The organism is Agrobacterium tumefaciens, assembly GCF_005221325.1.
Lineage (GTDB): Bacteria > Pseudomonadota > Alphaproteobacteria > Rhizobiales > Rhizobiaceae > Agrobacterium.
Genome location: NZ_CP039888.1, coordinates 849,993 through 863,809, shown reverse-complemented (window position 1 = coordinate 863,809; position 13,817 = coordinate 849,993). Strand labels below are relative to the sequence as shown.

12 protein-coding genes are annotated in these 13,817 nt (G+C 60.8%); 10 read left to right on the top strand and 2 right to left on the bottom strand.

Features of this window, described 5'->3' with window-relative positions:
* Positions 1-72: 72 nt before the first annotated feature.
* The 7 genes from CFBP5499_RS04580 to rarD all read left to right on the top strand — a co-directional run bounded on the left by CFBP5499_RS04580 (position 73) and on the right by rarD (position 6,069).
* Positions 73-813 (top strand): SDR family NAD(P)-dependent oxidoreductase, encoded by a 741-nt coding sequence (locus CFBP5499_RS04580; RefSeq protein WP_080825405.1) that lies wholly within the window; start codon positions 73-75, stop codon positions 811-813.
* A gap of 213 nt (positions 814-1,026) precedes the next feature.
* On the top strand, positions 1,027-2,412 hold the full coding sequence (gene cysS / locus CFBP5499_RS04575) for a cysteine--tRNA ligase (protein ID WP_080825406.1): 1,386 nt from the start codon (positions 1,027-1,029) through the stop codon (positions 2,410-2,412).
* A 264-nt stretch (positions 2,413-2,676) separates the two neighbouring features.
* On the top strand, positions 2,677-3,045 hold the full coding sequence (locus CFBP5499_RS04565; protein ID WP_080825407.1) for an endonuclease domain-containing protein: 369 nt from the start codon (positions 2,677-2,679) through the stop codon (positions 3,043-3,045).
* Positions 3,042-3,518, top strand: coding sequence for a GFA family protein (locus CFBP5499_RS04560; protein ID WP_080825408.1), 477 nt, complete (start codon positions 3,042-3,044; stop codon positions 3,516-3,518). Before CFBP5499_RS04565 ends, CFBP5499_RS04560 begins: the two co-directional genes overlap by 4 nt.
* Positions 3,515-3,973, top strand: a complete 459-nt coding sequence (locus CFBP5499_RS04555; protein ID WP_080825409.1) for a GFA family protein — start codon at positions 3,515-3,517, stop codon at positions 3,971-3,973. Before CFBP5499_RS04560 ends, CFBP5499_RS04555 begins: the two co-directional genes overlap by 4 nt.
* Before the next feature lie 3 nt (positions 3,974-3,976).
* A complete protein-coding gene (gene pip / locus CFBP5499_RS04550) occupies positions 3,977-4,933 on the top strand; it encodes a prolyl aminopeptidase (RefSeq protein WP_080825410.1) in 957 nt (318 codons plus the stop codon).
* 227 nt (positions 4,934-5,160) lie between these two features.
* Positions 5,161-6,069 (top strand): EamA family transporter RarD, encoded by a 909-nt coding sequence (rarD, locus tag CFBP5499_RS04545; protein WP_080825411.1) that lies wholly within the window; start codon positions 5,161-5,163, stop codon positions 6,067-6,069.
* Between the two features lie 72 nt (positions 6,070-6,141).
* On the opposite strand, the gene CFBP5499_RS04540 is transcribed toward rarD, so the two are convergent.
* Together CFBP5499_RS04540 and CFBP5499_RS04535 are read right to left on the bottom strand one after the other, a co-directional pair.
* The gene (locus CFBP5499_RS04540; RefSeq protein ID WP_080825412.1) at positions 6,142-7,902 is read right to left on the bottom strand and encodes a peptidoglycan D,D-transpeptidase FtsI family protein; all 1,761 of its coding nucleotides are present in this window, start codon (positions 7,900-7,902) and stop codon (positions 6,142-6,144) included.
* Between the two features lie 242 nt (positions 7,903-8,144).
* A complete protein-coding gene (locus tag CFBP5499_RS04535) occupies positions 8,145-8,765 on the bottom strand; it encodes a TIGR00730 family Rossman fold protein (RefSeq protein ID WP_080817300.1) in 621 nt (206 codons plus the stop codon).
* 156 nt (positions 8,766-8,921) lie between these two features.
* Here CFBP5499_RS04535 and CFBP5499_RS04530 point away from each other — a divergent pair, with 156 nt between their 5' ends.
* From CFBP5499_RS04530 to CFBP5499_RS04520, 3 genes are all read left to right on the top strand, one after another.
* The gene (locus CFBP5499_RS04530) at positions 8,922-10,928 is read left to right on the top strand and encodes a LysM peptidoglycan-binding domain-containing protein (RefSeq protein ID WP_080825413.1); all 2,007 of its coding nucleotides are present in this window, start codon (positions 8,922-8,924) and stop codon (positions 10,926-10,928) included.
* 111 nt (positions 10,929-11,039) lie between these two features.
* Positions 11,040-12,926, top strand: coding sequence for an ABCB family ABC transporter ATP-binding protein/permease (locus tag CFBP5499_RS04525; protein WP_080825414.1), 1,887 nt, complete (start codon positions 11,040-11,042; stop codon positions 12,924-12,926).
* Between the two features lie 175 nt (positions 12,927-13,101).
* On the top strand, positions 13,102-13,800 hold the full coding sequence (locus tag CFBP5499_RS04520; RefSeq protein ID WP_080825415.1) for a phosphatidylserine decarboxylase: 699 nt from the start codon (positions 13,102-13,104) through the stop codon (positions 13,798-13,800).
* The last annotated feature ends 17 nt before the right edge of the window (positions 13,801-13,817 follow it).

Below are 13,817 nucleotides of genomic sequence, written 5' to 3'. Positions count from 1 at the left end.
GTGCGACGATATGATCGCTTGCGAAAGGCCAGCGGCTTCGTAGAAGGAAGCGCAATCAATTCGGGGGAGACCATGACTATCGATCTCAAGGGCCGCATCGCTCTCGTTACCGGCGCTTCGCGCGGCATCGGCTATTTCACGGCACTGGAACTGGCCAAGGCCGGTGCGCATGTCATCGCCTGCGCCCGCACGGTCGGCGGCCTTGAGGAGCTGGACGACGCGATCAAGGCGGTCGGCGGCACGGCAACGCTGGTTCCCTTCGATCTCTCCGACATGAAAGCCATCGATGCGCTGGGCGCCAATATCTACGAGCGCTGGGGCAAGCTCGATATTCTGGTCGCCAATGCCGGCGTTCTCGGCGTGATTTCCCCGGTTGGCCATATCGAGGCGAAGGTCTTCGAGAGGGTCATGAACATCAACGTCACCGCCACCTGGCGGCTGATCCGCTCGGTCGAGCCGCTGCTGTTGAAGTCGGATGCCGGCCGCGCGCTCATCCTGTCTTCGGGAGCCGCCCATAGCTGTCGTCCTTTCTGGGGTGTCTATTCCACCTCCAAGGCTGCTGTGGAAGCACTCGCCCGCACCTGGGCGGCAGAAACGGAAAAAAGCGCGCTGCGCATCAACAGCATCAATCCCGGCGCCACACGCACGGCCATGCGCGCCCAGGCCATGCCCGGCGAAGATCCGGCCACCGTGCCGCATCCGTCCGAGGTCGCCGCAGCCATCCTCCCCCTCGCCTTGCCGTCGTTGACCGAGACCGGCAAGCTCTTTGTCGTGCGGGAAAACCGTTTTGTGGACTACCGCCAGCCGGAATAGTTTTTCAACGCCGAGGGTCGACACGTCTCCACGGTTGCTCTTGACCGGACGATACCGCCGCGCCATAACGCAAGTTATGAAAACGACGATCTGCACCTGCTGCTGAAATAATTTTTGCTGGTTCGCCACCGGCCGGATCGTTTTCGTCTCCCGCAAGGTCCAACAGACAAACGGTCCGGTCAGGACAATTGACTGCCTTTAGGGAATTGCCGCATGTCCTTGCGCCTTAAACTCCACAACACCCTGACACGCGAAAAGGCGGAATTTGCGCCGATCGACCCAGACAATGTGCGCATGTATGTCTGCGGCCCGACGGTCTATGATTTCGCCCATATCGGCAATGCACGCCCGGTCATCGTTTTCGATGTCCTCTACCGGCTGCTGCGCCACGTCTATGGCGAAAACCACGTAACCTACGCCCGCAACATCACTGACCTGGATGACAAGATCAATGCGCGGGCATTGCGCGACTATCCGCATCTGCCGCTCAACGACGCCATCCATGCGGTGACGAAAAAGACGGCGGACCAGTTCCATGACGACGTCGCCGCACTTGGGTGCCTTCAGCCGACTGTGGAGCCACGCGCCACCGATTATATTGCCGAGATGATCCATCTCATCGAGAGGCTCATCGAACGCGGCCACGCCTATAAGGCGGGCGGCGAGGTGCTGTTCGACACCCGGTCGATGGCCGACTACGGGCAGCTTTCCAAACGCCCGCTGGACGAACAGCAGGCGGGGGCGCGTGTCGCGGTGGAGGCCCATAAGAAAAATCCCGGCGATTTCGTGCTGTGGAAGCTCTCCTCCGAGAGCGAACCGGGCTGGGAGAGCCCATGGGGGCTCGGTCGTCCCGGCTGGCACATCGAGTGCTCGGCCATGGCCGGTCGCTACCTCGGCGAGGTATTCGACATTCACGGCGGCGGGCTCGACCTCATCTTCCCGCACCACGAGAACGAAATCGCGCAATCGCGCTGCGCCCACGGCACCCATGTCATGGCCAATGTGTGGATGCATAACGGTTTCGTGCAGGTGGAAGGCCGCAAGATGTCGAAATCCGAGGGCAACTTCGTGACGATCTACGAATTGCTGCACACGGAAAAATTCGGCGGACGTCAATGGCCGGGCGAGGTTCTGCGCCTTGCCATGCTGATGACGCATTATCGCGAGCCGATCGACTTTTCGGTCAAGCGCCTGGAAGAGGCCGAACGCCTGCTCGCCAAATGGCCGGCAGCCGAAACCTCCGACGCCTTGCCGGATGACACCGTGCTGGATGCGCTCGCCGACGACCTCAACACGGTTGCGGCCGTGCAGGCGCTGCATGCGCTCGCGCATGCCGCCAATCTGGACCCATCCAGGCTGCCCGCCTTTGCCGCAAGCGCGGCCCTGCTGGGTGTTCTGCCGAAGAAGACGGAAATGGACGAGGCCATCGTTTCGGCCGTGGATGCGCTGGTGGAATTGCGCCTTGAAATGCTGAAGGCGAAGAACTTTGCGGAAGCCGACCGCTTGCGGGACGAGCTTTCCGAGAAGGGCATTCAGCTGAAGGATGGCAAGGACAAGGAGACCGGGGAGCGGACGACGACTTGGGAGTTGAAGCGGTAGGGAGCGGTTAAGGCTGCGGCTCGCGGTTTGCCCCCCTCTGCCCTGCCGGGCATCTCCCCCTCAAGGGGGGAGATCGAACTGCGGCTAGGCCCTCGTCCATCTCGAAGCTTGAGGATGAAATGACGGTAGAGCGTCTTGCCGATCCCCCCCTTGAGGGGGAGATGCCCGGCAGGGCAGAGGGGGTAAAGCTCCACGACACGCTCTTGCTTTCGCCCACACCATGTTCCAATCTCGCAGCATCCCTTCTAGCCCGCGAGCATCTCCATGCCTCACGCCAAGGTCAAACCCCAACACCGGGAACATGCGCGGCAGATGCGAAAAGCTCTAACCGACGCCGAACTGAAATTCTGGAACGCGGTCCGTGCTCATCGTCTTGCAGGTCTCTCTTTCAGACGTCAGTTGCCAGTCTCCGGATATATCGTTGATTTCGCTTGCCCGTCGCATAAGATCATCGTCGAGCGGGATGGGTTTCAGCACGCTGAAGACGCTGCGGCAGCTTACGACCGGCAAAGAACACAAACGCTTGAGGAACTAGGCTGGACCGTCCTCCGTTTCTGGAACGATGATATCCTCAAAGACATCGACAACGTCTGTCTCCACATTATCCGAACGGTAAAGGAGAACCAACCATGACCACCCATACCGGCGGATGCCAATGCGGCGCGGTCCGTTTTCGTGCCACTGGCGACCTGAAAGACAATTCCATCTGCCATTGCCGCATGTGTCAGAAGGCCTTCGGCGCCTATTACGCGCCGCTGGTTTCGGTGCGCAACGTGGAATTCGAATGGACGCGCGGCGAGCCGAAACGGTTTCAATCCTCCAGCGTCGTCAAGCGCGGCTTCTGCCCGGAATGCGGCACGCCGCTGACCTATGAGGCGCCGGATGGTATGGCCGTTGCAGCCGGCGCGTTCGACGATCCCGCGGCACTACCGCCGACAATCCAGTGGGGGGTGGAGCGCAAGATCGATTTCGTCGATAGTCTCCACACCCTGCCCGCCGTTCCGACGGAAGACGACTTGACCTCGGTGGACTATCTCACCAACCTGGTTTCCTATCAGCACCCCGACCATGACACGACACAATGGCCGCCGGAGAACAGACAATGAGCGAAAGCGGTTTTTCCGGCGGCTGCCAATGCGGTGCCGTGCGGTTCCATGCGGGCAAACTCGGCCGGCCCTCCATATGCCATTGCCGCATGTGCCAGAAACATTTCGGCAATTTCTTCGGCGCACTCGTCACCGCTGATCAGGCGCATCTGACCTGGACACGCGGCCAGCCCGCCCTCTTCCGCTCGTCGCAGAAAATCCATCGCGGTTTCTGCAACAAATGCGGCACGCCGCTCACCTATCATTATCCCGGCGGTGTGGAGATTGCCATCGGCGCCTTCGATCACCCCGACGAGATCGAGCCGCAGGTGCAGGTCAATATCCACAAGCGCATGCCGTGGATCGAGCAACTCTTCTCCAAACCGGCAGTCGAACAGGGCGTCGACGAGGCCGAGATCACCTCCTACCAACATCCGGATCATGACACGGCCAAATGGCCGCCCGAGGAACTATAAAACATGACTGAAGAACTGCGCGGCTTTTACCCCGAGATCGAACCTTTCGAAACCGGCATGCTGGATGTCGGCGACGGGCATGTGATCTATTGGGAGCGGGTGGGTACGCGTGGCGCGAAACCCGCGGTTTTCCTGCATGGCGGACCGGGTGGCGGGGTGAACCCCACGCATCGCCGGGTTTTCGATCCCGCACTTTACGATGTCATCCTGTTCGATCAGCGCGGCTGCGGCCGCTCCACGCCACATGCGGAGCTTGAGGCCAATACCACCTGGCATCTGGTTGCCGATATCGAAAGGTTGCGGGAACTCTGCGGTTTCGAAAAATGGATGGTTTTCGGCGGCTCCTGGGGTTCGACGTTGGCGCTCGCTTATGCCGAAACCCATCCCGAACGCGTCAGCGAACTCGTCCTGCGCGGTATCTACACCGTCACCAGGCCGGAGCTCGACTGGTATTATCAGTTCGGCGTCTCCGAAATGTATCCTGACCACTGGGAGAAATTCATCGCGCCCATTCCGGAGGCGGAGCGCGGTGAGATGATGCGGGCCTATAACCGCTATCTCACCGGCACCGACGAGGCGAAAAAACTGGAATGCGCGAAGGCGTGGAGCCAGTGGGAGGGCGCGACCATCTCGCTCGTCAGCGACCCTCATCGTGTGGATGATTTCGGTGAGGATGAATACGCCATCGCCTTCGCACGCATTGAGAACCATTTCTTCGTCAATGACTGCTGGCTGGAGGAAGAGCAATTGCTGCGCAACGCCGGCAGGCTGAAAGATATTCCTGGTGTCATCGTGCATGGGCGTTATGACATGCCCTGCCCGCTGAAATATGCCTGGCAGCTGGCCAAGGCCTGGCCGAAGGCGGATTTCAACATCATCGAGGCGGCCGGGCATGCGCTGAGCGAGCCGGGCATTCTTGACCAGCTGATCCGCGCAAACGATCGCTTTGCCGGGAAATGAGAGTCCTTTCAGATGCTTGAAGCCGCCTGATGAGACATTGATTCACATGGGATTTGGCGCAGGATTTCCTGCCGAGATCAGCTGGCTCGTTGCGACGTGAACTCATTTCAAGGGCACGGCGCCTTTTATTCATGCAGTTTTTCTCATGGACCCTTCACGGAAATGAATTGGCCGCCGCCAAACCGATCCGGTATAAAATGCCATCCGAACAATTGGCGGTACTCCCCATGGCACTCGACAAAACGCTCCCGGCCCAAGAGGGCGGCGATAGCGCGCGCGGTTTTGCTTTCGCGCTCTCCGCATATCTGCTGTGGGGTTTTCTTCCCATCTACATGAAGGCCGTTGCACATATTTCGCCGATAGAGGTCATCGTGCACCGCGTCATCTGGTCGGTGCCGATTGGCGCCGCCGTCCTCATCGCTCTCGGTCGCACGGCGGAAATCCGCACTGCGCTGAAAACCCCTAAAATGCTCGCAATGGCAAGCCTCACGGCCGCCCTTATCAGCATCAACTGGGGCATCTATATCTGGGCGATCGGCGCGGGCCGCGCACTCGATGCCGCGCTCGGCTATTTTATCAATCCGCTGTTCAGCATCTTCCTCGGCGCCGTTCTCCTGAAGGAAAAACTCTATCCGGCGCAGATCGCCGCCATCTGCCTCGTGGGGCTGGCAGTCGCCATCCTCACCTGGCATGCGGGAAGCCTTCCGTGGGTATCCATCGCGCTCACCGTGTCCTGGGGTTTTTACGCCTTCTTCCGCAAGACCTTGCCGATCGGCGCAACACAGGGCTTCCTGCTGGAAGTCATGCTGCTATCCATCCCCGCCGTGCTGGTCATGATCTGGCTCGCCTTCAGTGGACAGGCGCATTTCATGGGCGGCAATTCCACTGACACATGGCTTCTGGCGGCAAGCGGCGTCATTACCGCCGTTCCCCTCATTCTCTATGGCAATGGCGCCAAACTGCTGCGGCTGTCGACCATCGGCATCATGCAATATATCGCACCGACGATGATCTTCCTCATCGCCATCTTCATCTTCAAGGAACCCTTCGACATGGTGCGGATGGCAGCCTTCGCGATGATCTGGGTAGCGCTGGCGATCTATACCGGCTCAAGCCTGTTGCGGCTCAAGCGGTAATCCTGGCTCCTTCCCTCATTCCTGTCCCCGGAACAAGCCCGAGGACGTCACGGGAATGAGGAAAGGCAAGGCTCAATAATCGACCAGCAATAGCGGCGTTGCATCATAGCCGAAACGCGGCTTGACCCCGAGAAGCCCAGCCGTCCGGGCGATGATCTCACGCGTCATCGGGGCTGCGGTGGAGGCCGCGGTACGCCCGCCATTCACGCCGGTCCTCGGGGCGTCGATCATCGTCAGCACGACATATTTCGGCTTGTGCATGGGAAAACCGGCAACGAAGGCGTTGAAATTGATGTTCTTGGCATAACGGCCATTGATCACCTTGTCGGCCGTTCCGGTCTTGCCGCCGACATGAAATCCCTCCACCTGTGCGCCACGGCCGGAACCCTTGATGCCGTTCCAGTTGAACAGGTAACGCATATCCGCACTCGTCTTCTGAGTGACGACGCTGCGTGAAAGCAAGGCCGCATCCTCTTTCGAGCGCGGCAGGAAAGTCGGCGACATCAGGTTGCCGCCATTGATGAGGGCTGCGGCCGCCACTGCCGTCTGCAGCGGCGTAGTCGCAACACCATGGCCGAAGGAGATGGTGACGGAATTGATCTTCTTCCACACCCTCGGCTGGGTCGGCGTGGCGACACCGGGCATTTCCGTATCCATTTTCGTTAGCAGCCCGAGTTTCGTCAGGAACTGCTGGTGGCCTTCGACACCAACCTTGTCGGCCACCGCCGCCGTGCCGATATTCGATGAGTATTGAAACACTTCCGGGATCGACAGCGGACGGTTCCGGCCCTTGAAATCCTTGATGGTGAAGCCGCCCATGCGGATCGGCCGCGAGGCATCCACCACCGAATTGAGGGTGATCGCCCCGGCATCCAGCCCCATGGCCAGCGTGAAGCTCTTGAATGTGGACCCCATTTCGAAGGTGGCGTTGCTCATGCGGTTGAACCAGCCCTTTTCGTAGTCCCTGTCGATGCTGCCATCGGCAAGGGTGCGGGACGGTTCGTTGGGGTCGTAGTCCGGCACCGAGGCCATGGCCAGCACCTCGCCGGTCTCCACATCGAGGATGACCGAGCCCGCGGCTTCCGCCTCATAGGCGCTCTTCGCCTTCACGACGACCTCGCGGACGATGTTCTGCACGCGCATATCGATGGAAAGCTTCACGGGCTCCAGCGGTGCGCCACTGGCAAGGCCGACGGCGCGCAGATCGGCCAGCCCCTGCTGGTCGAGATATCGCTCCATGCCGGCAAGCCCCTGATTGTCGACATTGACGTGGCCAATAATATGCGAAGCGGTCGGTCCGCCGGGATAGAACCGCCGTTTTTCCGGCCGGAAACCGATGCCGGGTATGCCGAGATTGAGAATGTCCGCCTGTTGCCGCGGCGTCAGCTGGCGCCGCAGCCACTGGAAGCCGGTATCCGAGCGCAGACGCCGATGCGTTTCGCGCCAGTCGAGATTGGGGATGACGGTCGCGAGCTTCTCCACGACCTCATCGGGATCGACCACCCGGCGCGGATCGGCATAAAGCGACACCATGTTGAGATCGGTCGCCAGAAGCATGCCGTTGCGGTCGATGATATCAGGCCGGGAGGCCACCGCATTGGCACCGGTATTGATCCAGGCGGTCGCCACCGGTTCGGCAATGCCATATTGCACGAGGCGTGCAGCGACGACGACATAGATGGCGGCGAAGAAGGCGATCACGATACCGAGCCTCACCCGCGCATCGACCCGGCGGCGGGCGGCGGAACCGAGGATGGCATCGCCAGTCTTGCCGGGATGTCTCTGAATAATAAAATGCGCCCGGCTCCTGAGCCGCATCACAAAAGCAATCATGTCTGATGCCACCCACTTCATGGCGGCAGAACAGAAACCCGCCACGCCAACGCCTTTGATGAGGCTGGCACAGGATCAGTCGCGGGACCATGAAAAGAGCGGGTGGAGCGACGCCGCTGTTAAATCTGTATTAATATACATTTAAAATTGTAACGAGCCGCCGGGCGGCCGTTAACGATCGACGCGCCTATCGCATGTCTGCCTAAAGTGCGTCGCTTGAATACCATTAGACGGGACGCGCTTCAGAGGCGGGAAATCACCGAGGGATCGCCTTCCGGGTTCTGCTGCGCCAGCGCCCGGTCGATGATGGCGGGCACGATGTCCTTCACCTCGTCGACGATGAGCGGGTTCAGAAGATGGGCGCGGTGGATGAAGCCCTGATCGCGCATGTGCTGCACTAGCTCAAGCATGGGGTTCCAGAAGCCGTTGATATTGGCGAAGACCATCGGCTTGGCGTGACGGCCGAGCTGCGCCCAGGTCATGATCTCGACGATCTCTTCCAGAGTGCCGACGCCGCCGGGCAGGGTCACGAAGGCATCCGAGCGCTCGAACATCATATGTTTGCGCTCATGCATGTCCTTGGTGATGACGAGCTCGTTCAATTGTCCGAGAGAATGGCGTGTTGCCTCCATATCGACCAGAAATTCCGGTATGATGCCGGTCACTTCGCCGCCATTGGAAAGAACGCCACTGGCAACCGCGCCCATGATGCCCTTGGTGCCGCCGCCGTAAACGAGGCGAATGCCGTTTTCGGCAATGGATTTCCCAAGCGCGCGGCCTGCTTCCATATGAGCCGGGTCACGTCCGGGCTGGGAGCCGCAATAAACGCAGATGGATCGAATCGCTGTATTTTTGTCCGTCATGGAGGGAAGGAACTATGTGCGATGCGGCACGTCAAGAAAATTTGGGAAATCCCTTGCAAATATGGCCTTTTGGCCACTGGCCGCTTGTCTGGGGCAAGGTAAGACGCTAGCAATCTCAACTCGTGTGAAAAGCTTGAAATACCCGGAGCACCCAGGATGAAAAACAATAAGGCCGGTTTGCTGGCGCTGATCGTGCTGGGCATTGCGTCCCTGCTCATGATCTTTTTCGTCCTGCCGAGGATTTCCAATGACGGCAAACCGATCGGCGACGCCATCAACGAGGCGGGCAACGCCGTGAAGAACAGCGTTGAAATGGGAGCCGACAAGGCGGGCGATATCCTCTCCGACGCGGCCGAGGAGACGGCCAATATTGCCGACAAGGTCGGGCGTCGGGCGGCTTCCGCAACCCAGTCGATCAAGGACATGGCCTCGCTTTTCGCCGATAACAAGGTTCCCTCCGACGCCGATTTCGCAGCCGCCCGCAAGAAGGTCGAAGCTTCGCTGAAGGAACTGACCAATATCGACATTCCAGAGTCGCTGGACGAAACCACGTCGCGGCTCATCACCACGGCGCGTTCTGCGGCCGAACGCGCTACGGCCTTCCTGCGTGGCTTGCCTGACAATGCTGCGGCTGCAGCAGAACAGGTCCGCCGTCTGGCCGGCGTTTTCGCAGGCACCGACGATGGCGCGCCCGAAGCCGCAAAACCGGCCGCCACTCCCGCCGACGCCGCTCAGGTCGCTTCCGGCACACCGACTTTCGACGTGCTGCGTGTCGAGCCCGATGGTTCGGCCGTGATCGCCGGCAAGGCGCAGCCCGGCGCAAAGCTTGAAATTCTGAGCAACGGCAAGGTGATCGCCCAGACGACCATCGACGGCACGGGCGATTTCGCCGCCGTTTTCGACAATCCCCTGCCGCCCGGCGATCATGAGCTGGTGCTGCGTTCAACCGATGCCAACGGCAAGGTGACGCAGTCCGAGGAAGTGGCAACCGTTTCCGTGCCGCAGAGCAAGTCGGGCGAGCTTCTGGCCATGGTTTCCAAACCCGGCAAGGCAAGCCGCGTGCTGGCCATGCCGGAGGCCGCACCTCCGGCGCTCCAGCCGCAGCAGGCCACGCCGTCGCAACCGTCTGCGGCAACCGCCGAAACCACCGCCAACAATGCGCCCGCACCCTCCTCCGCCACGGCCGCCCCCGCCGCTGCCCCGCTCACGTCGAGCGTTCAGGTCACCGCCGTCGAATTCGAGGGATCGAAGATCTTCGTCGCGGGTTCCGCGCCCGCCGGTTCGACCGTTCGCGCGCTTGTCGATGACAAGGAAATCGGCAAGAGCACGACTGAGGCCTCCGGTCATTTCGTCATCGAAGGCGATGTCGATCTGGCCGTCGGTAGCCATATCATCACCGTCGAGGAACTGAATGCCGACGGCACGGCGAAGGTGCGCGTGCGCGTTCCCTTCGAGCGGCCGCAGACCGATCAGGCAACCGTCGCCATGCAGGCCCCATCGGCCTCATCTTCCGCCAACACGACCGCGGCACCGGCTGAAAACCAGAGCACGGCAAGCGACCGCGCCGCGTTTGAAAAGCTGCGCACCGATGTCGCCAAGGCATTCGGCATCCTGTCCAATCTCTACAAGGACCAAGCAACGCCGGCGCTCGATCAGGCCATTGCCGGCCGCTCGGCGGTGGTGATCGCGCTTAAATCACTCTCCGAGTTCCGCACCGCCGCTGCCACCGAGCCTGCCTTCACCGCTTTTGCCGGCGATATCACGGGCAAGGCGCGCCAGCTGCTTGCAACGGTCGAAGCCTGGCCGAACGATGTGGCAGCCATCGGCAAGGGCATCGCCTCGCTGGCTAGCCGCCTCGCCGAACTGCACATCATCGCTCCGCCTGCCCCCGCGCCGCAGGCACCTGCCGGCCCGCAGACCTTCGAGCAGGCGCCGCTTGCCGAAAGCCAGAACAGCGTCATCATCCGCCGCGGCGACACGCTGTGGCAGATTTCCCGTCGCGTGTACGGACAGGGTGTGCGTTACACCACGATCTACCTCGCCAATGAAGACCAGATCAAAAACCCTGATCTGATCGAGCCCGGCCAGATTTTCGGCGTGCCGAAAGAGGCGCTGCCCAATGCGGAGGAACTCCACCGCAAGCGGCTGAAGAGCGGCTCCTGACGATGTGAAGACGTTGCGGTGAGCCCGCCGCGACCCTATCTGTGACACGCGCGGCGGCTTGACCAAAGCCGCCGTCCTGCTGTCGGCTTCCGGCAGTGACCGGAGAGAATGATGGCCACGAAGAAAAAAACCATTTCGGCGGATTCCAGCAATCCGACCCAGACCCTTGTCAATCTCTGGCCCTATATGTGGCCGGAGGGCCGATGGGACCTGAAGATGCGGGTGATCTGGGCAACCGTGTTCCTCATCGTCGCCAAGCTGGTGCTGATCGCGGTTCCCTATTTCTTCAAATGGGCGACAGATGCGCTGAACGGCAAGCTCGATATGGCGGGTCTGGTTCCGGCCTTCCTGCTCGGCGCGGTGGCGCTGGTCATCGCTTATAATCTGACGCGGCTGATCCAGGTCGGGCTCAACCAGCTGCGCGATTCCCTCTTTGCCAGTGTCGGCCAGCATGCGGTGCGCCAGCTCGCCTATCGCACCTTCGTGCACATGCACCGGCTTTCGCTGCGTTTCCATCTGGAGCGCAAGACCGGCGGGCTTTCGCGGGTGATCGAGCGCGGTACGAAGGGCATCGAAACGATTGTCCGTTTCACCATTCTCAACACCGCACCAACCTTCATAGAATTCCTGCTGACGGCCATCATCTTCTGGGCATCCTATGGTTTTTCCTACGTGCTCGTCACCGTCATCACCGTCTGGGCCTATATCTGGTTCACCGTCAGGGCCAGCAACTGGCGTATCGGCATCCGCCGCGCCATGAATGACAGCGATACCGACGCCAATACCAAGGCGATCGACTCGCTTCTGAATTTCGAGACCGTCAAATATTTCGGCAACGAAGACATGGAGGCGCGGCGTTTCGACATCGCCATGGAACGTTACGAAAAATCGGCGATCTCCATCTGGACCTCGCTCGGCTGGCTGAACTTTGGTCAGGGCGTGATTTTCGGCATCGGCTCCACGGTCATGATGGTGATGTCGGCGCTTGCCGTGCAGCGCGGCGAACAGACCATCGGCGATTTCGTGTTCGTGAATGCGCTGCTGCTGCAGCTTTCCGTGCCGCTCAACTTCATCGGCTTCGTTTATCGCGAAATCCGCCAGGGCCTGACCGATATCGAACAGATGTTCGATCTTCTCGAAGTGGAGGCCGAAGTCACCGACAGGCCTGATGCGAAGCCGCTCACGGCCGGCCCCGGCGCCATCTCCTTCCGCGACGTGCATTTTGCCTACGATCCTGAAAGACCGATCCTCAAGGGCGTTTCCTTCGATGTGCCTGCGGGCAAGACGGTGGCGATCGTCGGTCCCTCGGGTGCAGGGAAATCGACGATCTCGCGACTGCTTTATCGTTTCTACGATATTCAGGAGGGTGCAGTTACCATCGACGGGCAGGATATTCGCGACGTGACGCAAAAGAGCCTGCGCTCGATGATCGGCATGGTGCCGCAGGATACGGTGCTGTTCAACGACACCCTCGCCTACAACATCCGTTACGGCCGTCCCTCCGCCACCGACGAGGAGCTGAAGGCAGCGGCGGATGCGGCGCAGATCAGCGCCTTCATCGGCAAGCTGCCGGACGGTTACGCCACCATGGTCGGCGAACGCGGTTTGAAACTGTCCGGCGGCGAAAAGCAGCGTGTGGCGATTGCCCGGACCATCCTCAAGGCGCCGCCGATCCTGATCCTCGACGAGGCGACCTCGGCGCTCGATACGCATACGGAACAGGAAATCCAGAGCGCGCTCGACATCGTCTCGAAAAACCGCACGACGCTGGTCATCGCCCACCGCCTCTCCACCGTCATCGGGGCGGATGAGATCATCGTTTTGAAGGAAGGGCTGATCGCAGAACGGGGAACGCACGCCTCGCTGATGGCGCAGAACGGCCTCTATGCCTCGATGTGGAGCCGCCAGCGCGAGGCGATCCGGGCGGAAGAGATGCTGCGTCATGTTCGCGAAAGCGACGATCTCGGCGTGGTGGACCGCGGCGAACCGGCGCATTGACGGCATAAACTGGGCACAAACTCCGGGGGAACCGAGGTGGGAGACCCGCCGGGCCATTGCCGGGCGGGACGTTTGGCTGTAACCAGCAAGGCGAAGTTTGTCGCATGCCCGTATGGATCGCGTCGTATGAAGACCACATATAGAGGCGCAGACAAAAACCGGAGCAAGGAACCCTATGAATCTGTTCGACACCATTCGCAACACCATCGTACCGATCCACAAGGAAGGTTATGTCTTCGTGGCGGCCTTCTTCGTCGCTTCGCTGGTGCTCGGCTGGATCGCCGAACCGCTCTTCTGGGTCGGTCTCGTGCTGACGGCCTGGTGCGCCTATTTCTTCCGTGACCCGGAGCGCGTCACGCCGCAGGATGACGACCTCATCATCAGCCCGGCCGATGGCAAGGTTTCCGCGGTGCAGAGCGTCGTTCCGCCGCTGGAGCTGGAACTCGGTAAGGAACCGCTGGTGCGCATTTCGGTGTTCATGAACGTGTTCAACTGCCATGTGAACCGTGCGCCCGTGCGCGGCCGCATCGTCAATGTCGCTTACCGTCCCGGCCTCTTCCTCAATGCCGAAGTCGACAAGGCTTCCGAAGACAATGAGCGCAACGGCCTCGTCATCGAGACCTCGCACGGCAAGGTCGGCGTGGTGCAGATTGCCGGCATGGTTGCGCGGCGCATCGTCTGCTGGGTAAAGCCGAATGAACCTGTTGACGCCGGTGAGCGTTTCGGCCTTATCCGTTTCGGTTCGCGCCTCGATATCTTCCTTCCCGCAGGTTTCGAGCCGCGTGTATCGGTCGGCCAGACGGCGATTGCCGGGGAAACCGTGCTTGCCGAATTCGGCTCGGCCAAGGGTCCGGTCCTTAGCCGCCGCGGCTGAGGACAAACAGGAAGGGC